The sequence below is a fragment of the Pelagibius sp. Alg239-R121 genome, assembly GCF_947331435.1.
GTDB lineage: Bacteria > Pseudomonadota > Alphaproteobacteria > Kiloniellales > Kiloniellaceae > Denitrobaculum.
On record NZ_CAMZOF010000001.1, the window covers coordinates 125,212 to 151,950 of the forward strand.

21 protein-coding genes and 1 tRNA gene are annotated in these 26,739 nt (G+C 57.1%); 10 read left to right on the forward strand and 12 right to left on the reverse strand.

Annotated features, from left to right (window positions below):
• Positions 1-22 precede the first annotated feature (22 nt).
• Complete coding sequence (locus QMZ18_RS00540) at positions 23-3,520, reverse strand: pyruvate carboxylase (protein ID WP_282604275.1); 3,498 nt, start codon at positions 3,518-3,520, stop codon at positions 23-25.
• 584 nt (positions 3,521-4,104) lie between these two features.
• On the opposite strand from QMZ18_RS00540, the gene QMZ18_RS00545 reads away from it, so the two are divergent.
• Positions 4,105-4,920, forward strand: a complete 816-nt coding sequence (locus tag QMZ18_RS00545; RefSeq protein ID WP_282604276.1) for a hypothetical protein — start codon at positions 4,105-4,107, stop codon at positions 4,918-4,920.
• Positions 4,921-5,100: 180 nt separating this feature from the next.
• A complete protein-coding gene (locus tag QMZ18_RS00550; RefSeq protein WP_282604277.1) occupies positions 5,101-5,421 on the forward strand; it encodes a hypothetical protein in 321 nt (106 codons plus the stop codon).
• Between the two features lie 321 nt (positions 5,422-5,742).
• Here QMZ18_RS00550 and QMZ18_RS00555 read toward each other — a convergent pair whose 3' ends face one another.
• The 3 genes from QMZ18_RS00555 to QMZ18_RS00565 form a co-directional block, all read right to left on the reverse strand.
• On the reverse strand, positions 5,743-5,907 hold the full coding sequence (locus tag QMZ18_RS00555) for a hypothetical protein (RefSeq protein WP_282604278.1): 165 nt from the start codon (positions 5,905-5,907) through the stop codon (positions 5,743-5,745).
• A 348-nt stretch (positions 5,908-6,255) separates the two neighbouring features.
• Positions 6,256-7,509, reverse strand: a complete 1,254-nt coding sequence (locus QMZ18_RS00560; protein ID WP_282604279.1) for an MFS transporter — start codon at positions 7,507-7,509, stop codon at positions 6,256-6,258.
• Between the two features lie 242 nt (positions 7,510-7,751).
• Positions 7,752-7,825, reverse strand: a tRNA-Gly gene (locus tag QMZ18_RS00565).
• A 197-nt stretch (positions 7,826-8,022) separates the two neighbouring features.
• Between QMZ18_RS00565 and QMZ18_RS00570 the strand changes: the two genes are divergently transcribed.
• The 8 genes from QMZ18_RS00570 to argE all read left to right on the forward strand — a co-directional run bounded on the left by QMZ18_RS00570 (position 8,023) and on the right by argE (position 17,287).
• Positions 8,023-9,270, forward strand: a complete 1,248-nt coding sequence (locus tag QMZ18_RS00570) for an ABC transporter substrate-binding protein (protein WP_282604280.1) — start codon at positions 8,023-8,025, stop codon at positions 9,268-9,270.
• Between the two features lie 152 nt (positions 9,271-9,422).
• Positions 9,423-11,129, forward strand: a complete 1,707-nt coding sequence (locus QMZ18_RS00575) for an ABC transporter permease (RefSeq protein ID WP_282604281.1) — start codon at positions 9,423-9,425, stop codon at positions 11,127-11,129.
• Positions 11,126-11,905 carry an ATP-binding cassette domain-containing protein gene (locus tag QMZ18_RS00580; RefSeq protein ID WP_282604282.1) on the forward strand — a complete coding sequence of 260 codons (780 nt, stop codon included), beginning with the start codon at positions 11,126-11,128 and terminating at the stop codon, positions 11,903-11,905. Before QMZ18_RS00575 ends, QMZ18_RS00580 begins: the two co-directional genes overlap by 4 nt.
• Positions 11,906-12,094: 189 nt before the next feature.
• Positions 12,095-12,970 carry an OmpA family protein gene (locus QMZ18_RS00585; RefSeq protein WP_282604283.1) on the forward strand — a complete coding sequence of 292 codons (876 nt, stop codon included), beginning with the start codon at positions 12,095-12,097 and terminating at the stop codon, positions 12,968-12,970.
• Positions 12,971-13,284: 314 nt separating this feature from the next.
• Positions 13,285-13,677, forward strand: coding sequence for a Co2+/Mg2+ efflux protein ApaG (apaG, locus tag QMZ18_RS00590; RefSeq protein WP_282604284.1), 393 nt, complete (start codon positions 13,285-13,287; stop codon positions 13,675-13,677).
• A 131-nt stretch (positions 13,678-13,808) separates the two neighbouring features.
• Positions 13,809-14,447: a GTP cyclohydrolase I FolE gene (gene folE, locus QMZ18_RS00595; RefSeq protein WP_322097108.1), complete on the forward strand. Its 639-nt coding sequence runs from the start codon at positions 13,809-13,811 to the stop codon at positions 14,445-14,447.
• A gap of 200 nt (positions 14,448-14,647) precedes the next feature.
• The gene (locus QMZ18_RS00600) at positions 14,648-16,090 is read left to right on the forward strand and encodes a TrkH family potassium uptake protein (RefSeq protein WP_282605570.1); all 1,443 of its coding nucleotides are present in this window, start codon (positions 14,648-14,650) and stop codon (positions 16,088-16,090) included.
• Between the two features lie 30 nt (positions 16,091-16,120).
• Positions 16,121-17,287 (forward strand): acetylornithine deacetylase, encoded by a 1,167-nt coding sequence (gene argE, locus QMZ18_RS00605; protein ID WP_282604285.1) that lies wholly within the window; start codon positions 16,121-16,123, stop codon positions 17,285-17,287.
• A gap of 18 nt (positions 17,288-17,305) precedes the next feature.
• Here the strand turns inward: argE and QMZ18_RS00610 are convergent, their stop codons facing one another.
• The 8 genes from QMZ18_RS00610 to QMZ18_RS00645 form a co-directional block, all read right to left on the reverse strand.
• Positions 17,306-17,908, reverse strand: coding sequence for a hypothetical protein (locus QMZ18_RS00610; RefSeq protein WP_282604286.1), 603 nt, complete (start codon positions 17,906-17,908; stop codon positions 17,306-17,308).
• A 254-nt stretch (positions 17,909-18,162) separates the two neighbouring features.
• Entirely contained in the window at positions 18,163-19,122 is a 960-nt protein-coding gene (locus tag QMZ18_RS00615) for an Hsp33 family molecular chaperone HslO (RefSeq protein ID WP_282604287.1), read from the reverse strand.
• The gene (argF, locus tag QMZ18_RS00620; protein ID WP_282604288.1) at positions 19,107-20,036 is read right to left on the reverse strand and encodes an ornithine carbamoyltransferase; all 930 of its coding nucleotides are present in this window, start codon (positions 20,034-20,036) and stop codon (positions 19,107-19,109) included. The genes QMZ18_RS00615 and argF overlap by 16 nt, the downstream gene beginning before the upstream one ends.
• The gene (locus QMZ18_RS00625) at positions 20,033-21,226 is read right to left on the reverse strand and encodes an aspartate aminotransferase family protein (RefSeq protein ID WP_282604289.1); all 1,194 of its coding nucleotides are present in this window, start codon (positions 21,224-21,226) and stop codon (positions 20,033-20,035) included. Before QMZ18_RS00625 ends, argF begins: the two co-directional genes overlap by 4 nt.
• A 160-nt stretch (positions 21,227-21,386) precedes the next feature.
• Positions 21,387-22,343, reverse strand: coding sequence for a TraB/GumN family protein (locus tag QMZ18_RS00630; protein WP_282604290.1), 957 nt, complete (start codon positions 22,341-22,343; stop codon positions 21,387-21,389).
• Between the two features lie 141 nt (positions 22,344-22,484).
• Positions 22,485-23,294, reverse strand: a complete 810-nt coding sequence (locus tag QMZ18_RS00635; protein WP_282604291.1) for an ABC transporter permease — start codon at positions 23,292-23,294, stop codon at positions 22,485-22,487.
• An 85-nt stretch (positions 23,295-23,379) separates the two neighbouring features.
• Positions 23,380-24,192, reverse strand: a complete 813-nt coding sequence (locus tag QMZ18_RS00640; protein WP_282604292.1) for an ABC transporter permease — start codon at positions 24,190-24,192, stop codon at positions 23,380-23,382.
• 151 nt (positions 24,193-24,343) lie between these two features.
• The gene (locus tag QMZ18_RS00645) at positions 24,344-26,638 is read right to left on the reverse strand and encodes a HAMP domain-containing sensor histidine kinase (RefSeq protein WP_282604293.1); all 2,295 of its coding nucleotides are present in this window, start codon (positions 26,636-26,638) and stop codon (positions 24,344-24,346) included.
• Between the last annotated feature and the right edge of the window lie 101 nt (positions 26,639-26,739).

Consider the following 26,739-nt stretch of genomic DNA (forward strand, 5'->3'; position numbering starts at 1 on the left):
CGCATAAAGTTCAGCACAGCCCTCACCCCGCCTCGATCACCACCACCAGATCATGCGGCTCTACGCGAGTGCCCGCCGGAGCGACGACCTCAATCACTTTACCGCTCACCTCCGCGTAAACCGCCGTCTCCATCTTCATGGCTTCGATGGTGAAGAGGCGGTCGCCCTGTTCGACGGCATTGCCCGGTGAGGCAGAGACAGAAACGATCAGGCCGGGCATGGGCGCGCCGATCTGGCCGGGGTCGTTTTCGTCGGCCTTACGGTGCGTACGTGCGTTGGCGGCGAGCTGTCTGTCGGTAACCTTGACCGTACGTGGCTGGCCGTTGAGCTCGAAAAAGACCGTACGTTCACCGTCATCATTGGCATCGCTGGTGGCCTGATAGCGGATGATCAGGGTTTTGCCGCGTTCGATATCGACACCAATCTCCTCGCCATGTTCCAGGCCGTAGAAAAAGGCGGGGGTCGGGAGGATTGCGACGTTACCGAAGCTGCGGCGGTGCTTGGCGTATTCCTCAAAGACGCTCGGATACATCAGATAAGAAGCCAGATCCCGGTCGCCGACCTTGCGGCGCAGCTTTCGCTCGATCTCGGCGCGTTCCTGCTCCAGGTCCAATTCCGGCACCACGGAGCCCGGACGCACGGTGATCGGCGTCTCGCCCTTAAGGATCTTGTCCTGCAGCGCCTTGGGAAAGCCACCCGGCGGCTGCCCCAGGTCGCCGCGGAACATCTCGATTACGGACTCGGGGAAGGCGACATCGTGGTTGGGATCCTGGACCTCGGCGGGGGTCAGATCGTTGGTTACCATGAACAGCGCCATGTCGCCGACCACCTTCGAAGAGGGCGTAACTTTGACGATGTCGCCGAACATTTCATTGACCGCAGTGTAGGCTGCGGCGACTTCGGGCCAGTGGGCTTCAAGACCCATTGAGCGCGCCTGCTGACGCAGGTTGGTATACTGACCGCCGGGCATGCCATGCTCGAATACACCCGCCGAGCCGGAGCGCATATCGCTCTCAAAGGCCTGGTAATAACGCCGGACGCCGTCCCAGTAGTTCGCGGTCGAACGCAGAGCCACCCGATCCAGGCCCGGATCCCGCGGCTGACCGCTCAGGGCCTCGACGATCGAACCCAGGTTGGGCTGTGAGGTCAGGCCGCTCATGGAATCCATTGCAGCATCGGCAGCATCCACACCGGCTTCTGCAGCCGCAAGAACCGAAGCACCGGCAATACCACTGGTATCGTGCGTGTGGAAATGGATCGGCAAGCCGACCTCTTGCTTCAGTGCGCCGATCAGCTCACGCGCAGCAACCGGTTTGCAAAGACCCGCCATGTCTTTGACCGAAATGACGTGAGCGCCGGCCGCTTCGAGCTGCTTCGCCATATCGATATAGTATTTGAGGTCGTATTTGGTCCGGCTCGGATCGGTTATGTCGCCAGTATAACAGATCGCGGCCTCGCAGATCTTGCCGGTTTCGATCACAGCATCCATTGCGACACGCATGTTCTCGACCCAGTTCAGAGAATCGAAGACCCGGAAGATATCGACACCTGCGTCGGCAGACTGCTGTACGAAAAAGCGCACCACATTGTCAGGGTAGTTCTTGTAGCCAACACCGTTGGAACCGCGCAGCAGCATCTGGAACAGGATGTTTGGAATTCGTTCGCGCAGTTCGGACAGACGCTCCCAGGGATCCTCCTTCAAGAAGCGCATGGCAACATCGAATGTCGCGCCACCCCAGCATTCGAGCGAAAAGAGCTGCGGCAGGGAACGTGAATAGTGCTCGGCGATCGCCAGCATGTCATGGCTGCGCATACGTGTCGCGAAGAGCGACTGATGGGCGTCCCGGAAGGTCGTATCTGTAACCAACAGCTGTTTCTGCTCCAGCATCCATTTGGACAGGCCCTCGGCGCCAAGCTCATCGAGCAGATCGCGACTGCCTTTGGGCACTTCATCGACGTCCGACGTGGTGGTGACGAGGATCTTGGTTGCAGGAAGCTGAGGCTCTGGCATAGGCCCGGGCAGCGGGCGCCCCTCAACCTCGGGATTGCCGTTGATCAGGACATCGCCTATGAACGAAAGCAGACGGGTCGCCCGATCGCGGCGAGGATGTACTTCGAAGAGCTCCGGCGTCTGATCGATGAACCGCGTCGTATAGTCTCCGGCAACAAAACTCGAGTGGCCGATCAGGGTTTCCAGAAAGAACAGGTTGGTCGCCACACCGCGAATCCGGAACTCGCGCAGAGCCCGGTCCATGCGATTGACGGTTTCTTCAGGCGTCGGCGCCCAGGCTGTCACCTTTTCCAGCAGCGAATCGTAAAACGGCGTGATCAATGCGCCGGAATAGGCTGTGCCGCCGTCCAGGCGAATGCCGAAGCCGTTGGCACCGCGATAGTTGGTGATGCGCCCATAGTCGGGGATAAAGTTGTTCTGTGGATCCTCGGTCGTGACCCGGCACTGTAGGGCGTGACCGTTGAGCTGAATGTCTTCCTGTGACGGAACACCGCTCTCCGGCGCACCAATCTTCGCACCCTGAGCGATGCGGATCTGTGCCTTGACCAGATCGACGCCGGTAACCTCTTCGGTCACGGTATGCTCGACCTGGATCCGTGGGTTTACCTCGATAAAGTAAGTCTCGGCGCTGTCCACATCGTAGAGGAATTCGACCGTCCCAGCGTTCTGGTAGCCCGCTGCACGGGCCAGCTTTACCGCGGACTGACAGAGTTTTTGACGTTGCGCCTCGTCGAAGTAGGGGGCCGGAGCACGCTCGACGACCTTTTGATTGCGTCGCTGCATGGTGCAGTCGCGCTCGTAGAGGTGCACGATGTTGCCGTGCAGGTCGCCCAGCACCTGAACTTCAACATGACGCGCCCGTCGTACAAGTTTCTCGAGGAACACTTCGTCCCGGCCAAAAGCAGCCCTGGCTTCGCGTTGGCCGGCTGCGACCTGTTCGAAGAGCTCATCCGCGGTTTCGATGATCCGCATGCCGCGGCCGCCACCGCCCCAACTGGCTTTCAGCATCACGGGATAACCGACCTTCTCGGCCAAGGCCGCGATTTCGGCTTTGTCGTTGGGCAGCGGACCGGTCGCCGGCATGACCGGTACGCCGGCAGCTTCGGCCATCTGACGGGCCTCGACTTTACTGCCGAAGCTGCGCATCACGTCCGGCGACGGACCGATAAAGGTAATACCGGCACGACGGCAGGCGTCGGCAAAGTCAGGGTTCTCAGACAAAAAGCCGTAGCCGGGGTGAATGGCATCGACTTTGGCTTCCTTGGCAACCCGAAGAATTTCGTCGATTGCGAGGTAGGCCTGAACAGGCTCACGACCCTTACCGATCAAATAGCTCTCGTCCGACTTGAAACGATGCAGAGCGAAGCGGTCTTCGTGGGAATAGACGGCAACAGTGCGAATGCCCAGTTCACTGGCGGCACGCAGCACGCGAATCGCAATCTCACTTCGGTTTGCAACCAGGAGCTTCCGAAAACCCTTATGACCGCTTTTACCCTGTGCTCCCGGCATGCCTGCACTCCTGTCTTTTCATCTATTCGCCTTAGATTGGCGTCCCATTTTTTCGCCGTTCTCATGACGGCGCCCCTTGAGTTCGATCGCTTCACTCCTCCCCCGAGCGAAACGTGAATCAGCCACAGCCTGATTAATTTAGAGTGCGATTCACGTCCTTGATTACTTCAATCAAGAACGATCGCGCTCTATATGCCCCAGCGCCCTCTGCGACTCCAGGAATTCGGTTGACCAAACGTCTGTTTTGCCAGCTTTAGAGGGCCAAATGACTGCATGACCGAGAGTCCGAAGGGGATCAAGCGCGTTAATCGCGTTGTAATCTTCGAACCAACCTGACTCTCGAGTCTTTTGTCCACCCAGCCAGATCGCTTTATCTCTCCGCCTGGAGTCGCGCCGCCCCAGCACTGGATTGATCAGCTTGGTCTGGAACCTTTTGGGGGAAGCGGTTAGTGTTCAGAGCTTGCTGTGAAAGGTAGGTTCTACGCCTTTCACAACCTGGGTCGGCGAGGACTCACCACGGCAAGCTTCGGTTCTCTTTTTGCGCAAGGTTCGACTCAGGTTCGATGAACCACAAAGAAGTACAGATGATGGCTGCGGAGTTCGTGCTCGGAACGCTGAACCGGGCCATGCTGCTGCAGTTCAAGGACGAACTGACCAATAATCCGGCATTGCGTGAAGCCGTTAAAGATTGGGAGCGCCGCCTGGGCGTTGAACGCACGGGCGTCGCATGCCAGCCCAAAGCGCAGAGCGATTTGAAAACAGCGCGACAACCTTCCATACAAGGTGCAGGCGGCGACCAGGAAAACGGGAAAACTGCCGCTACTGACGTTGCGGTGCCGGTCAACAATCTGGAAGAAGCTGCCTCACCTCCAATTGTCGAAGCTGTTCGCAGTGAACCCCAAACCGGACTAAGGGCGTCCGAGACTGGTCCTGAAGCGGAAAAATCAGAGGCCGAACCTGAGGCCGAACAGTGGGTCGAACCGACGCAACCTCAATCGGTGAAGGCAGAATCTGCAGAATCTACTGAATCGCAGGCCCCTGCAGATAAGGCGACCCGCGAAAATCCACTTGTACTGCGCGCGGAAGAAGGCGAATGGGAAGCCTTGGCACCACGGGTCTACAAAAAACTCCTGAACCGCGACGATAGTTTTAACCGGCAGAGTTATCTGCTGCGAATGATCCCGGGCGGCCGGATACAACCCCAGCGCCGGGGCGGCATTGAAGAAGTTTACATTCTGGAGGGCCGGCTCTCGATCGGTGAGAACTCACTTGGCCCAGGTGACTTCCACGCCTTTCCGGCGAAGAGCTTCGTCCCCGAATTCACAGCGTCGAGCGACAGCCTCATCCTGGTCCGCGGACATATCGCCGAACGGATTCCAGATCCTGCGGGCACGGCTTGATTTTTTCAGATTTATACGCAAGCACTTGACTTTTGGCACCTTTTGCCACTAGACCGGAATGTTGGTTAACCATATTCACTCAAGACTAGTGCCGGATATAACCGTCAGTTCGTTTACGTCTTGGTCATAAACTGCTGCGAGACTGTTCGAGCTGAACAACGGCAATTGAGGATGAAATACGTGTCGATACTGCCTATCGGACATCTCGCGTTTACCAAGGCCGATATCAACGTGCTCGTCGAGGCGGGCAACACTTTGGTGGACGACCGTTTGGCCGGATCCTGCGTTCCGGTCGAAATCGACAACGGCGAGGTTGTCGTCGCTATCCTGGACCAGGACGACGAATATCTCCTCTGCGCGTTCGGAAAAGACCACGGTTGGTACTGCGCTTACGATTCGGAATGGTCTGTGATTGCCCGCAGCCAGTTTATCCAGGACGTTATGGATGTGCTGCCTGGTGTAGCGGCAAACGACCGAAGGTCGGCAGCCAACGCCGCCTGAGCACTCGCCTCAAACCTGATCAAGTTTCCCTCTGCGTCCACCGATCCACGAAGTGCGTCCGGATCGGGCGGGCGGCAGAAACCGAAAGACGGCGGCCCCGAAAGGGCCGCCGTCAATTCGCTCAGATAGGTCTTTCCCGCTGAAGCGCGATCGTTCTTGATCGAAGCGATCAAGAGGATGAACACCCTTCAACTCATCATGACAGAGCCCGGTTCGCGCTTTTCGCTTTAACAGCGAAAAGCAATCAGACTCTCGATCAAACTCTCCACCTCAATTGTTTCCAATTAGAGGCAGTTTGATCTGACCCCGATGACGGGCTCCCTACTCCTTGGGAACCGCCGGATCCTGGGACGATTGGGCGTCAGGCACCTGCTCAAGAGCCGGTACTTCACTCTGCTGTTGCTGCGAGGGATCATCGCAAGCAGCAACCGCTGCACCCAAAGCAAACACCGCAAGGATTGGCGCAAATCGCTTCACTTCAAACATTTCAGTAACCTCCATAACAATACACCATCGTTATGAATCGGATATTTGAGTCGGTAAAGTGACATTCAATCGTTTTTTACATTGTTTCTTTTATGTCACAGAATGTCATTTATTTGACATCCATTAATCACTGCGCGATCACAGAAGCATGTCTCTGTGATGACTTGTTGTTGGACAGTGAACGCCATCCGCCTAACTTCATATATCTCGCGCGTTACTTATTCGGCACTTGTTTGCTCGCCAACCCGCGTCCCCGGAGTCCGACAATTTTCACTGCCTCAATAAAAAATATGAGCCAGTCTCTGCTATGACACTTTGGAGGGCGGGTGAATTTCTAAATCGCTTCGATCAAGAACGATCGCTTTTCAGCGGCTTCATGTCCTTGGCCGTGGCGTAGATCAAAGACGCCAACAACAAAGCGGCGGCGATCGATGCAAAGCCCAGACGATATCCCTGTTCATTCGACAATCCATTGCGATTACTGATCTCCAGCACGATGCCGAAGCCGCTTTGCATCAGCGGAATGCCGGCCACCGAAACCAGAGTCAGTAAGGTCGAGGCCCGGCCGACGAAATGATCCCCAAAAAGTGACCGATTATGTGCGGCCAGAGGCAGGTAGAACTGCTGGCAGAACGTCATGAGGACCAAACAGGCGATTGCCGCAACAAGTGGAACCTGTGGCCAGATCGCAAGCAGAGAGAGGCTGCAGAACGACAGGCAGGCGCAGCCGAGAATCACACCTTTACGCGTTCCGAAACGGCGGTCCAACGGACCCACAACCAGTCCCGCAACACTGGTCGACAGAAAAAGGGCGAAAAGGATCATACCGGTTTGAGTTCGTGTGAGGCCGTGTATCTCCTGAAAGTAAGGACCACCCCAGAGTCCAGCGATAGCCGTAATGGGCGCAAAGGTGACCAGACCCAGGGCCAAGATCTTGTAAAAATCCCGATTACCGAAGATCTCACGGTAACCGTACAGGGTTTCCTTGATCGAACTGGGGCGGGCCTGGCTTTCGCGATACTCGGGCGGTGCATCCCGGATCGTTAGATACCCGAGCAGAGACACTGCCAAGATGAGCAGGCCCACAGCGGCGAAATTTGCGCGCCAACCGAAAAGTCCGATGGCTTCGGCAAGCGGATAAGTCCCCGTCAATCCGCCAATCCCGCCGATCGCAACCATTAGGCCTGACAGTGTGGCGAATCTGTCCTGAGGATACCATCTGGTAAAAAGGAGATAAGCCCCGGCCGTGAGGGACGCAAATCCAACACCCAACATGATGCGCGCGGCCAGGAGCCACTGGACGTCGTCGGCCTGGGAAAAAAGCAGGCTGCCAAATCCAGACACGGCAAGAGATAGCGGAACGACCCGTCGAACGCCGTAGCGATCCAACGCAATGCCCGCCGGCACCTGCATAATCACCGTGGCAATAAACATCGCGCCGATTACGCCACCCAGCGCTGTCGGCGTCAGCTCAAGTTCTTCAGTCAGAACCGGCGATATGATCCCGCCGGCCGCACGATGAAACTGCGCGACACTGAAAGTCATGGCACTGAAGAGGACGATCCAGATCCGAGCCAAAGGCGAAACAGATGAAAAGATCAAGAAAACCGCACTCTCTTACTTCCCCGCCGCTTTTGTCGTGAACACATCAAAATCCCTCACAACCTTTGCTGCGACAAGGAAGGCTCTACCTTCGTCCGATACGGGATCGCATAACCAAAGGCGCATTCTCTGCCTGTAAAGCCACGAAATGCTGTGATCTTGGAGAACGCCGGCCGACCGGCAGCAAAACTTAACGGACAGCAGGCCGTTTCCCAAAGAATTTTGATTGGTCACTGGAAGAATGGAGCGGGCGAAGGGAATCGAACCCTCGTCGTAAGCTTGGGAAGCTTCTGCTCTACCATTGAGCTACGCCCGCGACAGGCATTTTGTATAAGCGATGGACAAAGGCGATGCAATGGCGCTGCCGCCAAGCCTGCCTCCCGCGTGACAGCCTTGATTCACCGCACGAAAGGTAAAAGCCGCGTGAACGCGATTTGCAATTACTGACATTGATGGATATGCGCGTTAGGTTGCGGCTCGCTCAAGGGTATCCGAAGCCGAAGAAAAGAAATAATGATGCGCACCATTTACACCCGAATTCGCCAGATTTTTATTGGACTGGCCTGCTTGATTGTTGTCGCAAGCGCCGCTCAATCCCAAGCCCTGGCGCAAACTCAATCTCAAAACCCGACCTGGGACGAGACCCTTGCCGCAGCCCGTGGTCAAAACGTCTATTGGAATGCCTGGGGTGGAGACGAGCGCATCAACGCCTACATCGCCTGGGTCGGCAAGCGTGTCTGGGACGAATACGGGATCAGCCTGAATCATGTTAAACTTGCGGATACAGCCGATGCGGTGTCCCGCGTTCTGGCAGAGAAAGCCGCAGGAAGGACCTCTGGCGGCTCGATCGACCTTATCTGGATTAACGGTGAAAACTTCGCCGCCATGAAGGAAAATGGATTGCTGCATGGCCCCTTCACCGAGCAGCTTCCCAGTTTTGCCGCCGTCGATTTCGAGCACAAGCCAAGCACGCGTGTAGACTTCACAGTCCCGGTCGAAGGCCTGGAAGCGCCCTGGGGCATGGCCAAGATCAACTTTATCTACGACAGCGCCCGTGTAAAAACCACCCCGCGCTCAGTGCCGGATTTTCTAACCTGGGCTGAGGCCAACCCGGGCCGATTCACCTACCCAACCCCACCTGACTTCATCGGTTCGACTTTCCTCAAACAAGTTTTGATTGAGCTGACTGAGGATCGTGACGAACTGCAGAAGCCTTTTGTCAGCGAAGAGCGCTTCACGGCAGTCACCGCACCACTGTGGGAGTATCTCGACAACCTGCATCCGCATCTCTGGCGCAAGGGCGAGCTGTTTCCGGCCAACGGGCCAGCCCAGCGGCAGCTTCTCGATGACGGCGAAGTCGATATTCACATCTCCTTTTACCCATCGGAGGCATCGTCGCTGATCGCAACCGACCTGCTGCCGGGCAGCGCGCGTGTCTTCGTGCTTGAGGAAGGCACGATCGGGAACACGCACTTTGTGGCCATTCCCTTCAACGCGTCCGGAAAGGAAGCCGCGATGGTTGTTGCCAACTTCCTGATGAGCCCGGAGGCACAGGCCGAAAAGCAGAATGAATCCGTCTGGGGCGACGACACGGTGCTGGCAATGGCAAAGCTTTCGAACGAAGACCGCCGGCGCTTCGACGATCTGCCCCGTGGCGCGGCCACATTGCCTCCGGAAGAACTGGGCGCCACCCTTTTGGAGCCACATCCCGCCTGGATGACCCGGATCGAGGCAGAATGGCAAAAACGCTACAGTCGCTAGAGGGCGAATTACGTTCGTGCTTGTTTCAGACGGGAATGACCGCACTCTGGAGCAATGATCAGCGAAAGTGCCTCGAAAGTGAGCGCTGGATCGGCGCGCAGGTTTGCCCTGCGGCACCGTGACTTGCGCTTCAGTATCCGGGTGAATGAGTTGTGAGCAAATTTCAGCGGATTGAGGTCCTTCGCTTTGCGCCCATCTTCACCATGGTGTTGTTTCTGGCCCCGGTCTGCGCAGGATTGATCGGAACCTGGTTGCCGGCAGTTGGAATTTTCCCAGCCTTGGGCGGAGAGGAATTCAGCCTCGCCGGTTGGCACGAACTCTTCGCTTACCCCGGCCTTGGCTCGGCGCTCCGCCTGACGTTGACCTGCGGTCTTCTATCAACCGTCCTGTCGCTGGTTCTGGTCATCGGGTTCGTGGCGTCCTGCAACGAGCGAAAATCCTTTCGTGCTCTCCGTCGCTTCATTACCCCGCTCCTGGCGGTGCCACATGTGGCCATCGCAATCGGTCTTGCGTTTCTGATTGCTCCCAGCGGATGGTTCGTGCGTCTGTTTTCGCCCTGGGCGACCGGTTGGACGACGCCTCCGGACATCGCCAGCGTGCAAGATCCTTACGGATTCGCCCTAACCGCCGGATTGGTGGTCAAGGAGTTGCCGTTCCTCTTTCTCATGACGCTTGCAGCCGTGCACCAGACCCACGCCGATCGCCGACTGGCAATTGCCCGATCGCTTGGGTACGGTCCGGTCACCGCATGGATTAAGACCGTGCTCCCGGCAATCTATCCGCAGATCCGTCTGCCGGTATATGCCGTTCTCGCCTTTTCACTGTCCGTCGTCGACATGGCCATGATCCTGGCTCCGACCACTCCGCCACCGCTGGCGGTGCTGGTTCTGCGCTGGTTTAACGACCCCGATTTGAGCATGCGCTTCGTAGCTGCGGCCTGTGCAAGCCTGCAGTTCGGCATTGTCGCGGCCGCCATCGGCGGTTGGCGGCTGCTCGAAATCCTGGTCGCCAGACTTGCAAGACCCTGGTTGATCGACGGGCGGCGGGGCGGCGGCGGTGATACCCTTGCATCCATCTTCGGCTTCACGGCCACAATGGTCTGCGGATTAGGGGCGCTCAGCATCCTAGGGATGGCGCTTTGGTCCTTCACGCGACGCTGGCGTTACCCGGATGTGTTGCCAAGCGCCATTTCCCTGGACAGCTGGATGCGTCAGGGCGGATCGATCCTGCAGGCCGGCCTGAACACACTGTCGATCGGGCTGGCATCCGCGGCAATCGCGACGATTCTCGTTGTCGCCTGCCTGGAGAACGAGCGCCGGCAAAGCGTGCAAACAACAACGCGCGGTCTTTGGCTGCTCTACGCGCCCCTGCTGGTGCCGCAGATCGGCTTCCTCTTCGGCACCCAGGTTCTGGCGGTGCAATTGAACATCGACGGCACCTGGTGGGCCTTAGTCTGGACCCATCTTCTATTCGTGCTGCCCTACGTGTTCCTCTCACTTTCCGACTCCTACCGCAATCTCGACGAACGCTACGTGAGAAGTGCACTTTGCCTCGGTGCATCGCCCAACCGGACCTTCTGGCGGGTCAAGGTTCCCATGCTGCTGAGGCCAATCCTCTATGCCATGGCGATCGGATTCGCGGTGAGTGTCGCCCAGTATCTGCCAACTCTATTTGCAGGTGGTGGCCGATATGTCACTCTGACAACCGAAGCTGTCAGTTTGGCGGCCGGTGCCAATCGCCGTGTTGTCGGGGTTTTTGCTCTGTTGCAGGCGACCTTGCCGATGATCGCATTCGGTTTGGCAATCGGCATACCGGCACTTCTTTATCGCCATCGGCGCGGCTTGAGGGGAATCGCGTGAATCAATCGTCCGGACAAGGCAGGACACAGGGCCGCTTGGCCTTGCGCAACGTGACGCTTGGAATCGGTGGCCGCCCCCTCATTGCACCGCTTGATCTGGAAGTTACCGGCGGTGAGATCGTGACCCTCATGGGGCCGAGCGGATCGGGAAAGTCCAGTATCCTTGCCTTTGTCTGCGGCACATTGGACCCGATCTTCGACACGGCGGGAAAAATTTTCATCAATGAACAGGATATGACCAACCTCCCGCCCGAACGTCGGCGGGCCGGTATTCTTTTCCAGGACGATCTGTTGTTTCCACATCTGTCGGTAGGCGAAAACCTCGCCTTTGGCCTGCCTCAGCGAATCACCTGTCGACAGGAACGCCAAGAGCGCATCGGCCAGGCTCTCATCGAAGCGGACCTGGAAGGATTTGAACGGAGAGACCCGGCAACATTGTCCGGCGGGCAGCGCGCCAGGGTCGCGCTGATGCGCACACTTCTATCCGAACCGCGAGCATTGCTGCTGGATGAGCCCTTTTCGAAGCTTGACGTGCATCTGCGCGAGCGGGTGCGCCGGTTCGTCTTCGATCATGCGCGCTCCGAGGGATTGCCGACTTTACTGGTGACCCACGATCCCGAAGATGCAGCCGCAGCGGGAGAAAAGGTTCTTGAAGTCAAACCCGCTATGGTTGACAATTTCGCCGCACCTATTACGCCGCAAAAAAATCATGAAATGTCCACAAATGATCGCGCCGAAGTCGGGATAATAAAAAAATCGATCACTGTAACGCGATAGGATCAGAGTCGGCGTGGATATTTGCCGTCAAACAGTTTTGACAGCAGGAATCGCTACAACTAAACTGCGGTCTCACCAGTATCAAGTCAGTAACAACACGTATTGCAAAGCCACTTGGATCCGGATCAGAATTACATCGTTATTATATTCGGCGCGCCATATTGAGCCGCCGTCAAGGAGAGTGTGAATATGTTCCCCACTAAATTACTCGGCGCTCTCGCCGCTTTGACCCTTTTAAGCGGCTGTGCTGGATTCGGTGTTGGCTACGACATCGAGAACATGCGCAACGCCACTGCGAGCGGCGGCACGCCTTTTACCCAGGCGCTGACCGACGAATATCGGCAGATCACTCTGTTCGAAGCCGATGAAATGTATGACTGGCAGGATGCTGGTTATTTTGCCCAGAAAGGCCTTCGCGCCTCGGGCGGCGAGACTGTACTGCCTGAAGAAATCAGCGCATGGCACCTACCGGCCGATAAGGTTGGCGAGTTGACAGATGCCCGTGCCAGACTCATGGCTGCCCTCGATGGGGGCGGACGCGAGAACAAGCCCATGAAAGCGGCGCATGCACAGGGTCGTTTCGACTGTTGGATCGAACAACAGGAAGAGAACCATCAGCCTGATCACATCGCAGCCTGCCGCGACGAGTTCTACGCAGCGATCGAAGCTCTGGAAGACAAGCCTGCGCCGGCACCTGCGCCAGCACCTGCACCTGCGCCAGCTCCGGTAGAAGCGCCTAAGCCTTTCGTCCTTCTGTTTGATTTCGACAGCTCCAGTGTTCGGGGCGGTGACTTCCAGAAGCTCGACGAGGCCGTTGCAGCAGCAAGCGCTTTGGATGACGCCGAATTTGCCGTTACCGGTCACGCAGACCGCGCCGGCGCCGAAGATTACAACATCGATCTTTCTCTCAAGCGTGCGGACGCGGTTCGTGCGGCTCTGATAGAGCGTGGTGTGGCTTCGGACGCTGTCTCGGTCGGCGGTCGCGGTGAAGCCGAATCTGCAGTTCCGACTGCTGACGGTGTACGCGAACAGGCCAACCGTCGCGTCGAGGTTATTATCCAGTAACCTGAAGCGTACTTAACCGGGGTCATCCCCGGCTGATCCAAGGGAACGGCGTCGCGCAAGCGGCGCCGTTCTTATTTTGCTTGATCGCTAGTCGCGATATACTAAGGTCCGCCCGAGAAAGAGAGCAGGGCCTTTCCTGATCGAAACGATCAAAAAGGTGGTTCTCTCTTCAACTAGTTAGAGTAGAGACTGTTTCACACTTCATCTCGAGCCGAAGTGATGTAATCAGGCTCTGAATGGCCTCATGGCCGCAAGCGGGCGAGGCCACGAGGGTCTGCGCGGCGGCAGTAGTCAGGCAAGGAGTTCCACGGGCCATGTATTCCGCGACGACGCGCGGTATCCGCGTTACGGTCAAACCGGTCTATCTGGAAGAACAGTCATCTCCTTCCGATAGCCATTTCGTATGGGCTTATCAGGTCCACATCGAAAATACCGGCAACGAGATCGTCCAACTCCTCAACCGCTATTGGCGGATTACCGATTCGCTGGGCCGGGTTCAGGAAGTTCGGGGGGCCGGCGTTGTTGGCGAACAGCCACAGCTCAGTCCCGGCGAATCCTATGAATATGCCAGCGGCACACCGCTTTCGACCCCATCAGGCATCATGGTCGGCTCCTACGAGATGGAATGCCCGAATGGCGAACGTTTTGACGTCGAAGTCCCGGCCTTCTCGCTCGATAGTCCGCACCAACCCGTGCAGTTGAACTGACACCGGAACAGCATCGAACCGCCGCTAGACCCGGCAAAATGACCCTACACCCCCTTGCCTGCTGCGGATCCTCGTCCAGATCATTGCCGAAACAAGGCGAAATTGGGCCGCAGTAACATGGAGTTTCGAGCGTGAACACAGATCCTTCCTCAGACGCTTCATCAATACCGGAGCACGGCAGCCAGGAAAAACCGACGCGCGAAGAGGCACTGCGCGCTGTGGAAACCCTGTTGCGTTGGGCCGGCGACGACCCAAAGCGCGAGGGTTTGCTTGGCACACCGGACCGCGTGGTGCGCTCCTATAATGAGTTTTTCGGCGGATACGACGTTGATCCCGACGAAGTGCTTCAGAGGACTTTCGAAGAAGTCGAAGGCTATGACGAGATCGTTTTGTTGCGCGATATCAACTTTGTCTCACACTGCGAACATCACATGGCCCCAATCATCGGCCGTGCACACGTCGCCTACATGCCCGATAACCGGGTCGTAGGCATCAGCAAGCTGGCACGGGTGGTCGAAGCCTATGCTCGCCGTCTGCAGATTCAGGAAAAAATGACCGCGCAGGTCGCAAATACGATCAACGACGTGCTGAAACCCAAGGGCGTCGCCGTGGTTATCGAAGCGTCTCACCAGTGCATGACGACTCGGGGCGTCAATAAATCCGGTGTCACGATGGTTACCAGCCGCATGCTCGGTTTGTTTCGCAGTAACGCCTCGACCCGCCGGGAATTTCTGGCGCTGGTCGGCTCGCCACAGACCAGGTCTTCCTGAAAGCAGGCAGGTTCAACCTGAAACACTTGAGTTCCAGGCCTCAACTGCGCCTAATAGAGCGGGTTCAGCGGCAAAATATAACTGATGACAGAACGCGACGATAAGATAACTCGGTACACGGTGCGCCCGGCGGCGCCCGGCACGCCTTCTTGCCGGGAACCCTTGGCCACATCGAAAACGCAGCGCGGAGCCTCAGCGTGATGGAGCTGCGCCCGGTCGTTTTTGTTGCCGGTATCCTGATGTCAATTCTTTCAGTGGCGATGATGATCCCTGCAGTCGTCGACGCTGCCGCCGGCCACTCTGACTGGCAGGTTTTCGCAGCCTCGTCGGCCATTGCCCTGTTTCTCAGCGTCTGCATGGTTCTGACAACCCGTTCCGGCTGGTTGACCTTCACCCTGCGCCAGGCCTTCATGATGACCAATCTTTCCTGGCTAATGATCGCTACAGTCGGTGCGCTGCCTTTCGCTTTCAGTGAGCTCGAGTTGAGCTTCACCGACGCCTTTTTCGAATCCATGTCCGGCGTTACAACCACCGGCTCGACAGTAATCGTCGGCCTCGACAATGCGCCACCCGGTATTCTCCTTTGGCGAGCCATTCTTCAGTGGCTCGGCGGCATTGGTATCATCGTCATGGCAGTCGCGATCCTGCCGATCCTGCAGGTCGGTGGTATGCAGATGTTCCGCGTCGAGGCCTTTGATACCGACAAGGTCCTGCCGAAAGCCGCCCAGATTGCGGCTGAGATCTCCATCGTCTATGTGTCGCTGACCGTCTTCGCCGCGATTCTGCTCTGGAGTCTGGGCCTCTCCGGCTTCGATGCCATCGCCCATGCCATGACCTCGATCGCAACTGGCGGCTTTTCGACCTATGACGCCTCAGTCGGGCAGTTCGACAGCAGCGCCGTCGACTGGTCGATCAGTCTCTTCATGATTTTGGGCAGCCTGCCCTTCGTGCTCTATCTGCGGGCAGTACGTGGGAATTTCCGTTCCCTGATCAACGACAGCCAGGTGCGTGGTCTAATTGCGTTGGTCGTTCTTGCGATTCTGGCGACCGCTGCCTGGGTAGTATCCCATGAGATCATGGATATACCGGCCGCCCTACGATACAGCACATTCAACGTCATTTCGATTATCACCGGAACCGGCTATTCAACTGCGGACTTTGGCCAGTGGGGCGGCTTCGTCGTGATTCTTTTCTTTATGCTGATGTGCGTCGGCGGCTGCGCCGGCTCAACCACTTGCGGCATCAAGATCTTCCGCTTTCAGGTACTCTACGCCACCGCGAAAACCCAGCTGCATCGCCTGATGCAGCCTCACGGTATCTTCTTTCCCTATTACAACAGAAAGCCGATTTCCGAAGGCGTCTCGGAATCCGTGATGGGCTTCTTCTTTCTCTTCGCCGTCAGCTTCGCGTTACTGGCCATTGGTCTTGGCATGTTCGGCCTCGACTACATCACAGCGCTTTCCGGTGCTGCGACCGCACTCGCCAACGTAGGTCCCGGCTTTGGCGAAACCATCGGGCCTTCGGGCACCTTCGCGCCCCTTCCGGATGGTGCAAAGTGGCTTATGAGCGCCGGCATGCTGCTCGGCCGGCTCGAACTCTTTACAGTTCTGGTCCTCCTCACCCCCGCGTTCTGGCGCGGATAGGCACCCAAATCCATTGAAATAGGTTACATCATGGCAAGACAGACGTTCACGACGCGCGAAATGATCGACCGGCTGATCGGATTCGACACCACCTCCGCTCTGTCGAACTTGGCGCTGATCGACTTCGTCGAAGACTATCTGCACGGCTATGATGTTCCGACCCGGCGCACCGCCAATGCTGAGGGGACGAAGGCAAATCTCTTCGCAACCATCGGCCCCGAGATCGAAGGTGGAATTGTACTCTCCGGCCATACCGATGTGGTTCCCGTCACCGGGCAAAACTGGGCAAGCGACCCCTTCACGGTCGTTGAACAGGATGGGCGGCTTTACGGTCGCGGCACGTCGGATATGAAATCTTTCAGCGCGGCGGCGCTCGCGCTGGTCCCGGAATTCCTCGCCAGGCCGCTGAAAAAACCGATCCACCTTGCGCTTTCCTATGACGAGGAGGTCGGCTGCCTCGGCGTTCGGAGCCTGATCGCCGATCTGGCTGCGAATCTGCCCCGCCCTGCCATGGTGATCATCGGCGAACCAACCTCTATGCGCATCGTCAACGGTCATAAGGGGATCGCGGTCTACGAAACCCGCATCACCGGTCAGGCGGCACACTCCAGCCAACCGCATCGCGGCGGCAACGCAATCATCGCGGCAGCTATGCTAATTGATTTCATCCGCAAAATGGCCGAAGAAAAACGTGCCAACGCCATGCCGGAATCAGGCTACGAACCACCCTATACAACCTTCAATGTCGGGGTGATCGAAGGCGGTACCGCGCAAAACATCATTGCACAGAACTGTAACTTCCAGTGGGAACACCGGACATTACCCGGCGACGACCCTGCAGCCATTCTTGCCAGCTACCAGGGCTTTGTCGCAGAAACCGTCTTACCGAAACTGCGGGAGTTCGCACCGGAGGCTGAGATTTCCACCGAACTGCGCTCAAGCGTGCCAGCATTGATGCCAGAAGAAGAAGGGGCAGCCGAACAGCTTGTGCGCCTGTTGACCGGTCTGAACGCCAGTGAGGTGGTTTCATTCGCAACCGAAGGCGGACTGTTCCAGGAGATCGGCATCTCGACCGTCATGTGCGGACCCGGCTCGATCGATCAGGCACATCAACCAAACGAATTCATCGATCTCTCACAGGTCGAACTCTGCGAGTCCTTCCTGAACAAGCTCGCCGATTGGGCAGCGAGCGCGTGATCGCCACCATCCAGGAACTCAAAGTGTCATGTAGGGGAAAAACACGCGCCGGATCGTTGGGTCGAGTTGCTGATCGATATCGCGCATGATGTCTTCAGTCAGCTTGAACCAAACTTCCTCGCGTTCACGCAGAGACAGGTCTTCCGGTGTTGTGGTCGAGCGTTCAGCCCTTGCATTCAGATTCGCGAGCGTGTTGCCGAAGTTGTCGACGATCTTCATCTCAACGACCATACGTGCCAGATAACGCTCCGTCTGCTCAGTCGTGAAAGCGCCAGTCAGACCGCCTTTGGTCTCAAGCTGCTCTTCTGTCACCGATGCGTCTTTCAGGATGAAAAACGCCTTGTTATCGGGCCCCACGGCGCGCAGGCGATCCGCTGCCCAGCGCTCAGCTGCCTGAGCCGGCGCCACCGGAAAAATATGATCGACATTCGGAGCGGTCTTTGGGGCCTCGTACTCGGACTCGTAAACGATCTCACTGACGTTCAGCTTGATCTCGGGCAAGTGACGGAATGTGATTTCCGCGAAGTTGTTCTGTGAAGGCGGCGTCTCACAGGCAGCAAGAACCAGACCGAACAGTACCATCACGGCCACACGAGCCGTACCGCGCAAAGCGAGGTGCATTTTCCCCAATCCTCTCGAAAGCAATCGTCTTGAACTTGGTCGGTCCATTCTGAATCAAAACAAACCGGGAATCAGTCCCTTTTTCAATAAAAGAGAGAGCGGCTCGCATCCCTGATTGTTCCGGTCAAGAACGGTCACACCCTGATCAGACTTATAGCAGTAAATTGTGTTCAAAAAACAGCTGCAGTACGGGCGTTCTTGCTTCGAACGATCAGAGACTTGAACCAGATACATAAAGACCGGCGGAATTCCGACTACTTATACAATCGGTCCAGCGCTGTGTCGTCATAGCGATAGTCGGTGTTGCAAAATTCACAGGTCGCAACGACCTCACCGTCAACCTTTAACGTCTCCACCTCTTCGCGCGGCATCTGACTCAAGACGGCCTCAAGACGACTGCGTGAACAGCGGCAACCGAACATGACAGCCCGGCGTTCAAACACACGAACGCCTTCCTCGTGGAACAGGCGGAACAATAAGTCGTTGGCTGGCAGGTCGATGTCGAGGAGCTCATCTTCCGTGCAGCTGGCTTGCAGTATCATGGAGCGGCGCCAGTCTTCTTCACGCAAATCATCGTTCTGCCCGCTAGTCTTGGCTTCGTCCGGCAGGCGTTGCAAACCAAGCCCGCCGCCGCGCCATCGCCCGCCGACCTTTTGCACAGCGATCATCAGGCCAGTCTGGAGCTGTTCCGATTGCCGGAAATAATGCAACAGACAATCGGATAGACTGTCGCCATCCAAATCGACGATGCCTTGATAACGCTCACTCGCAGACCCCTGATCGACGGTAAAGGCCAGATAGCCTTTACCAAGGAGTTCGGGGACGGTGAAACGCCCGGAATCCACGTCCCGAGAGGCCATGACAGCAGACAGCTTATCTTGATCAAATCCGGCATAGCCGCGCAGATCACCTTCAGAAGTGACGTCCGCCACCATGATGTTGATGGCGCCTTCCCCCTTGACCTGCAACGTGAAGACCCCGCTGTACTTGAGCATACTGGAGAGAAGACCAGCAAGCAGGAGCAATTCACCAAGCGTTGCCGCCACGGCGTCGGGATAATCGTGCCGCCCGAGTATGGTCTCCAAGCTATCGCCCAGCTTAACCAGACGGCCACGAATGCCCGATGTCTCAAGGATGAAGGGCTGAACCAAATCGTCGAGAATCGGACTATCGGAGGGGCCGGCACCTCTATCTGAAGTTATTTCGCCAGGCACCAGTAGAGAATCCCTTTTTGAGCGTGCAGTCGGTTCTCGGCTTCGTCCCAGATCACCGACTGTGGCCCATCGATTACCGATGCGGTCACTTCGTCGCCGCGATGTGCGGGCAGACAATGCATGAAAACCGCGTCCGGCTTCGCGAGTGCCATCAAGCGGTCGTCAACCTGATAGCCGCGCAGAACATTGTGCCGAGTCGTCCCGTCATCGTCCCCCATGGAGACCCAGGTATCGGTAACCACGCAGTCCGCGCCCTGGACCGCGGCCTCCACATCCGGCGTCACAACGATCCGCCCACCCTCGCGCGCCGCCCATTCAAGAACGTCTTCGGGCGGAGACAGGATATCCGGACAGGCCAGCCGGAGTTCAAATCCAAAGCGGGTCGCCGCATGGATCCAGGAAGTGGCCATGTTGTTGCCATCGCCGGACCAGGTAATGACCTTGTCCTTGATGGCGCCACGGTGTTCCTCGAAGGTCATGACGTCTGCCATGAGCTGACAGGGATGTGTCCGGTCTGTCAGCCCGTTGATCACAGGGACCGTCGCGTACTCCGCCATCTCCAGAAGGATATCCTCCCTGGTGGTACGGATCATGATGGCGTCGACATAACGCGAGAGAACACGCGCTGTATCGGCTACGGTCTCACCCCTGCCAAGCTGAGTGCCGCTGGGTTCCAGAACCACAGCATCGCCACCGAGTTGACGCATGCCAACCTCAAAGGAAACACGGGTTCGGGTCGACGGTTTCTCAAAGATCATCGCAAGCATCTTGCCGGCGAGCGGCTTGCTCTCCCCACCAAGAATTTCACCCTGCTTTAGAGACTTTCCGATGTCGAGGATGCCATGTAGCTCCTCACCGCTGAAGCTGTCGAGATCAAGAAAGTGATTGAGATCGGATTTCGAGGACGATGTCATGCGACACCGCCCAAAGCCGTCTTAGGCCAATCGGCACAGACCTGCTCGAGAGCAGTCAGAGCCTCATCGACCTGCTCTTCCTCAATAATCAGCGGCGGCAGGATACGAATCACGTTTTCCGCTGCACCGACCGTCAAAAGTCCACGATCCCGCAAAGCAGCAATGAGTTCACCGTTGGTGGGAACTGCCTTCAGGCCAAGAATAAGTCCCGTGCCGCGAACTTCTTCAAAGACATGCGGATTGGCGGCAACGAGCTTCTCCAGCTTCGCTTTGAGAAGCTTCCCGATAGCTTCAACGTGCTTAAGGAAACCTTCGTCCAGCATGACATCCAATACGGCGTTACCGATGGCCATAGCCAGCGGGTTGCCGCCGTAGGTGCTGCCATGAGATCCGGCTTTCATCCCCGAGGCAGCCTCTTCGGTCGCCAGGAAAGCCCCAAGCGGGAAACCGCCGCCAATGCCCTTGGCCAATGCCATGACATCCGGTGTGATCCCGGCCCACTCGTGGGCAAAGAGCTTTCCGGTCCGGCCCATACCGCACTGAATCTCATCAAAGATCAGCAGGAGGCCGAACTCGTCGCAGACTTCCCGCAGGGCGCGTAGGTATTCCGGCGACGCAGGACGGATCCCGCCTTCGCCCTGAACCGGCTCAACCAGGATCGCAGCCGTTTCCGGCGTAATCGCTGCGCGCAGTTCATTCATATTGCCAAAAGCAACATGATCAAAGCCTTCGGGCTCCGGACCAAAACCTTCCAGATACTTCGCATTGCCGGCCGCAGAAAGCGTGGTCATTGTCCGGCCGTGAAAGGCGTTGTTACAGGCAATCACCCGATAGCGTTCCGGATGTCCTTTGGCGTGATGGTATTTGCGAGCAAGCTTCAGCGCCCCCTCCATCGCTTCGGCCCCGGAGTTCGAAAAGAACACGCGATCGGCAAAACTGTCGGCTACCAGCCGTTCGGCCAGGCGCTCACCATCAGGAATCTGATAAAGATTGGAAACATGCCACAGCTTGGCGCCCTGCTTTGTCAGCGCGTCGACCAGATGTGGATGGCTGTGTCCCAACGCGTTTACGGCGATACCTGCAGCAAAGTCGAGAAATCGTCGTCCATCGGCCGTGTACAGGTAAGGGCCCTCACCTCTTTCGAAGGCGAGGTCAGCGCGGGCGTAGGTTGGCAAGAGTGCTTGGCTCACGAGGTCCTCCTTCTGGCTGCACGTCGACCAAAAAAAATGCCCGGGGAGGCCGAAGCCACCCCGGATACCAGCAGAATATTCGCTGAAAGCTTCTTTCTGTCAACAGAGCGCTGCGCAAAGCAGCTATGAGCGCAAGGGAGCGCATCTAGTGGAGAGAGAATCAGTAGAGGCGGGTAAGCCGGTAGCCCTGGCCTTGCAGAAGTTTCAAAACACCTTTTTCGCCCGGTAAGTGGAGAGCGCCAACGGCGACGAATGCCGCACCTTCGTGCAATCGCTCCTGCATGCGCTCAACCATCAGGAAGTTACGCCGATCAATAACATCGGTTTGAAAACTCTCCCAGGCCTCTCTGTCGGCCTCGTCGAGACTTTCCATGGCCAGCGACTGTATCGCCGAAATATCCCGGGCCAGATAAAGCTGAAGCAGCCGTTCGAACTGCATTTCGAATTGATCAAGCTGGCGCAGAACGGAATCCAGATATGCCACCTGCACCTCATCCTGGAGGCTATCGAAAAGCGCAAGCTGTTCGTCCAGCGTTTCCAGACCATAGACCGGAACACCAAAATCTCTCGCTCTCGTCTGCAGGGCAAAGTCGAGTGCCTTTTTACCCTTTGCTTTGCGCTGTTGTTCTGACGGCGGGACTGAAAACATCAGGTACAGCGCCCAGGGCTTGAAACGCTGTAAGACGTGCTCGGGCAAGCCGTAGAGCTCTGCAGCCTTGCCGACCAGCTTCAACTGCTCCCGGTTCAGATAATCGCCAAGTGTCTTGCCGCCATCGAGAGACATCAATTTGAGGGCCCTGGCCTGATCGCTCGAGGATTGGCGAATTTCAAAGGTGGCCGACTTTGCTAAGGCAAAGGCCTCGCGAACCGCCTTTGGCAGGTTGAGAATGCGTGGGTCCGATACATGGATCGTTCCCAGGACGTAACTCGGTTCCACACTATCGTTTGGCGCCTCTACTTTCCAAAGAAGACCCTGACCGTAAACCAGCTCCCGGGACTGGACCGATGATCCCACTGGCCAAACGACGAGCAGCGCAAACACCAGCGAAGCGGAACGGTGCCGCGCGCCCTGCAAAATCAAGTCAGCGATTGTTGAAATTTTTCCCGCCAAGCTCATATCGGCCCTCACCAATCCACACACCTACTCGTTTATGCCTGAGCCCGAACCACTTCCCAGTACGCCATTTCCACCCCAAATTATAGAAATTCTATTAAAGATTGCATTTGATCAAATTTACGATGCCCCACTCACACAGGTTCACGCTTTGATTCGATATCCAATGGCGAACAACCGCCAGGCAAGAAGCGCCAACAACCCAGCAAGTCCCGCGATAAACAATCCTCCGGCCAGCACAGATGCATCGCTGTGGCCGGTCAGAGCGGTCCTAAAGCCATTAATTGCATGGAACATCGGATTGCCGAGCAACAGCCAGTCATAGCCGTCAGGCACGCGGTCGATGGAAAAGAAGGTGCCGGAAAGCAGCCCCAAAGGCATCACCAGGAAAGTCTCGGCTGCGCTGAAGTGATCCCAACGTTCCGCCCAAATTCCAACGATTACGCCAACCAAAGAAAAAAGCACGGTCCCACCAAACGCAAAACCAACAGCCATCATAGGGTCGGAAAAGGGCAGATCGATGAAGATCGCAAAGATCGCCATCAGCACGCCGCCTGTGATGAGGCCGTTGGTCGCTGCTCCCAGGCAATAACCAAGGGTGATTTCGAACGGCGTCAGTGGCGCCATCAGCACGTCCTCGATAATGCCTTCCTGTTTATCGTGGATGATCATCACCGCCGCGGAGTCGAAAGCGACCTGGGCGAGCGTAAACATCGCGATGCCGGGTATGACGAATTGAGCTAGCGTGAGATCGGGCGACATGGGGGCACCGCCACCCAGAGCCAGGACAAAGACAGTGACGAAAATACAGCTTGAGACCACCGGACCTGCAATTGATTCCAGACCATAGCGCAGGAACCGCAACACCGCCTTTCGCGAGTAGAGCACCCAAAGTCCGCGCCAATTCACCGAACCATAGCGTCTGGCCAGTCTTGGTCGTCTCGTATGCTGCATCGCGCCCGAGCTCATGAATGACCCGCTTTTGCTCTACTGAAAGACGCCCTGGACGGGCAATCGCCCATGCCGTTTCACAACGGTATCATGCTTTAAGGCGATAACCTGTCGCAATCATGCGATGGGCTGTAAATCCCAGAAAAAGGTTCACCGCAAGAACCAGAAAGAAACCTATCGCCAGCGAACCGTCCGCATGGCCGATGAAGCCATAGCGAAACCCGTCAATCATGTAAAAGAAGGGGTTGAGATGGGCGATGAAGCTCCAATTCTCGGGAAGCCGCTCGATGGAATAGAAGGTGCCTGAGAGGAATGAAAACGGTGTAATGATGAAGTTGGTCACGGCGGCGATGTGATCGAACTTTTCGGCCCAGATCCCTCCGATCAAGCCAAGTAGCGCCAGCATCAACGATGCATTGACCGCGTGCCAGACAATAAATCCGGGATTATGGATCGACAAGGGAACGAACAACGACATGCCCAACGCAACCACGAAGCCGACCATCACACCACGTGTGACACCGCCGCCGGCCACGCCGATCACAAGCTCAGCCGGAGACAGCGGCGGCATCAGCAGATCGACAATGTTGCCTTGGACCTTGGCAATCAAGATCGAGGAAGAGGTATTGGCAAATGAGTTCTGCACCATGGACATCATGATCAGGCCGGGGCCCAGGAACAGGATGTAGTCAACGCCCCCCGCCTGACGCCCTGCGCCACCCAGCGCGAGCGCGAAGACAGCGAGAAACAGCAGGGTGGTTACCATGGGGGCCAGAAGCGTCTGGGAAAAGACGTTCATGAACCGGCGGACTTCCTTGACGTAAAGCGTCCAGAGTCCGCGCCCGTTGATCGCCCCCATCTTGCGCGGGGACAAGGGTTTTGTCGTCGGAGAAGATTGCATAGCGGATGAAATAGTCCTCTCACGCGCCGCTTGCAAGCCGTGCGTTGCGCAATCAGCCTGGCAACGGTTGCACCGACATTCAAACAACGCGTCGAAACATGGCCGGAACACCCGCCTGTAAGCAGTGTCGAGAAGCTTTGCGAGGGCGTCGTCAGCCCGACCGCGCTATTTTCAAAGGAGCCTCGAGCGGGCGAGGAAAACAGATTCGAACAGATGTGCCTTGGCCGGAACTGCTGGTAATCGATAAGCTACCGCCGTGAAGCTCAATCAAACTCTTTGCAATCGGCAATCCGAGCCCGGTACCGTCATAGCGCCGTTCCAGACCGTCATCCACCTGCGTAAAAGGCTGCAAGATCCGGTCAATATCCACTTTCGCAATTCCTATCCCGCTATCCTCAACGACCAATAACACCTGGTCTTCCTGCGAAATTGCCTCAATGTCCACGGATCCGCCGGGCATCGTGAATTTGATCGCATTGCCCATTATATTCAGCAAAATTTGCCGTAGGGCCTGTCGGTCGGCATCCAATTGAATAGACGTTTCGCAAGTGCGACAATGAAGCGTTATGCCCGCTTCTTCAGCCTGAAGCGAAAGAAACACAATTGCCTCACCCACCGCCGCACCAACGTCCACCGTCTCGTAGCGCAATCGTTTATGTCCTGCCTCGATCTGCGCCATCTCGAGAATACCATTTACAATGTTGAGCAGATGGATGCCCGCACCGTTGATCGTTTGCGCATAGTCTTCCGCCTTTTCAGCAGAAACCTGGGTAGCAGCGAGAAGTTCAGAGAAGCCGATAATCGCGTTCAGCGGCGTTCTTAGCTCATGACTGGTCGCAGCTAGGAACGCTGTCGTGGCTCGCGATGCAGACTTTGCTTCCTCCATCGCCTCGCGCAATTGAACCAATGCCGCTTCGCGGATCGTAACATCCGACCCGACGCCATGCCATCTGCCGTCATCTCTCTTTCGGCCGGACAGGGAGATCCAGCGATCCCGACCGCCCACATCCTGCGTCCGGACGATCAGATCGCGAAAACGGTCCTGTTTTGACAAAGCTTCCAACAGCTCCGTCCAACCCGAATCTTCTCCGCCTGTCACTAGATCCTGGAACCGGCAGCCAGCAAGACCGTCACCGCGTCCTCCGAAGAGAAGTTCCATTCGTTCAGGCGGCGAATGCAGCCGCTGTTGCGTGTCTGTTTCCCATAACCAGTCGGATGCTTGCTCTTCGTAGGTATTTAGAACCAATGCGATGGTTTCGGCCTGGCGAGCCTGTGCTTGGCGGGCCAAAACATTCCGCGCAAAACTGTGGTAGGCCTGCCCAAGAAATGCGCCCATGGAGCCAGCATAAATGATGCAAAGGATTGCTAGAATTGCAAAGCCGTCGCCATCCAACGTCGCAAAGCGCAGTGCCGCCGGCACTAGAATTGACCCGGTGTAGGCAAGCGCAGCGGAAGGCACCGACGCCAACGTCGCCGTCCCGCCCGCCGCCATTCCGAGCCCCAGCGCGATAAGAACAAACCGGCCGAGGGTATCAGCGCCAGTGAAAAACACGGAGAGGGCGATCCCCCAAGACAGACCAAGCAGCCCGGCTTGGTACGTCATGCGGCGAAGGGTTTGCTTGGAAACCGAAACAGGTAGTGGGCGGTTGCGGTTACGCAGCCACACGCGGAGGTTAAAAACCGCCATCGAACCGATAACGGTCGCCCAAAGGATCAGAAATTCCTGCGGCACCTGTGACCACAGACTGCCGACGAGACACGCACCATTCGAGAGCACCAGCACCATGGTAAAGCCCGATTGCCGGACAATCACGGCGACCTGATCAGGCCGCAATGCAGCGAAATCCGCATGGTCGCGTCGAAGAAACGGGCTTGAAATGGCGGCAAGCGGAGAGAGTGGTAAAGCTTCACCCGACTCCTGCGAACTGCGGGAAATTACGAAGAATCGAAGCCCGGCCCACGCAGCCGCCACGAGGCCGATAAGGGCTCCAAGGGTGAGCACGATATGGCTGCCGACGGAACGCATCGCCGATGGATCGATAAGAACCCTTTCCAGCGTGAGTTCGCCGACGTGATTGCCATCCGCTTCGAGAGGGATGGTTTGGGAAACCACATCCTTCGGGTTCGTGTCTGGCCCCGTCATCTGGCCGACACTGACGAGAACGCCGGCCCGGGCACCGGAAACTGCGAGATACGAGAGATCGTGATCGACCGCGATCTCTCGGAGAATGCGCCGGAGAACCGGACGATCGGCCTCCCCGAGCTGGGGTATTGCGGAATGGGAGGCTTCGCGTGCGACGAGCGACAATTCGGTCTGTATCAGGCGACGCCGCTCGCTGTCGGCACTGTCAATGAAGAACCCTGCCAATAGCATTAGCGCGACCAGGATAGCTGCGAAGAACGCGTAGACCTGCGCTTCGACCGATTTTCTAACCGACCCCGTCATATATCACGCCACCTGTCCCCACGCAGCCCTGTCTCATCTCTTCACTGCAGCTCATGAAGTGTATTGTGAGACGAATTTCCTAAAATTTAGGCCTACTACGT

What these genes read in the sequence shown, in the direction of transcription:
- QMZ18_RS00630 (WP_282604290.1), bottom strand. Translation starts at nt 22,343, where the DNA reads ATGAGCTTGGCGGGAAAAATTTCAACAATCGCTGACTTGATTTTGCAG.
- apaG (WP_282604284.1), top strand. Translation starts at nt 13,285, where the DNA reads ATGTATTCCGCGACGACGCGCGGTATCCGCGTTACGGTCAAACCGGTC.
- QMZ18_RS00585 (WP_282604283.1), top strand. Translation starts at nt 12,095, where the DNA reads ATGTTCCCCACTAAATTACTCGGCGCTCTCGCCGCTTTGACCCTTTTA.
- QMZ18_RS00545 (WP_282604276.1), top strand. Translation starts at nt 4,105, where the DNA reads ATGATGGCTGCGGAGTTCGTGCTCGGAACGCTGAACCGGGCCATGCTG.
- QMZ18_RS00555 (WP_282604278.1), bottom strand. Translation starts at nt 5,907, where the DNA reads ATGTTTGAAGTGAAGCGATTTGCGCCAATCCTTGCGGTGTTTGCTTTG.
- argF (WP_282604288.1), bottom strand. Translation starts at nt 20,036, where the DNA reads ATGACATCGTCCTCGAAATCCGATCTCAATCACTTTCTTGATCTCGAC.
- QMZ18_RS00645 (WP_282604293.1), bottom strand. Translation starts at nt 26,638, where the DNA reads ATGACGGGGTCGGTTAGAAAATCGGTCGAAGCGCAGGTCTACGCGTTC.
- QMZ18_RS00540 (WP_282604275.1), bottom strand. Translation starts at nt 3,520, where the DNA reads ATGCCGGGAGCACAGGGTAAAAGCGGTCATAAGGGTTTTCGGAAGCTC.
- QMZ18_RS00610 (WP_282604286.1), bottom strand. Translation starts at nt 17,908, where the DNA reads ATGCACCTCGCTTTGCGCGGTACGGCTCGTGTGGCCGTGATGGTACTG.
- QMZ18_RS00635 (WP_282604291.1), bottom strand. Translation starts at nt 23,294, where the DNA reads ATGCAGCATACGAGACGACCAAGACTGGCCAGACGCTATGGTTCGGTG.
- QMZ18_RS00570 (WP_282604280.1), top strand. Translation starts at nt 8,023, where the DNA reads ATGATGCGCACCATTTACACCCGAATTCGCCAGATTTTTATTGGACTG.
- QMZ18_RS00640 (WP_282604292.1), bottom strand. Translation starts at nt 24,192, where the DNA reads ATGCAATCTTCTCCGACGACAAAACCCTTGTCCCCGCGCAAGATGGGG.
- QMZ18_RS00600 (WP_282605570.1), top strand. Translation starts at nt 14,648, where the DNA reads ATGGAGCTGCGCCCGGTCGTTTTTGTTGCCGGTATCCTGATGTCAATT.
- argE (WP_282604285.1), top strand. Translation starts at nt 16,121, where the DNA reads ATGGCAAGACAGACGTTCACGACGCGCGAAATGATCGACCGGCTGATC.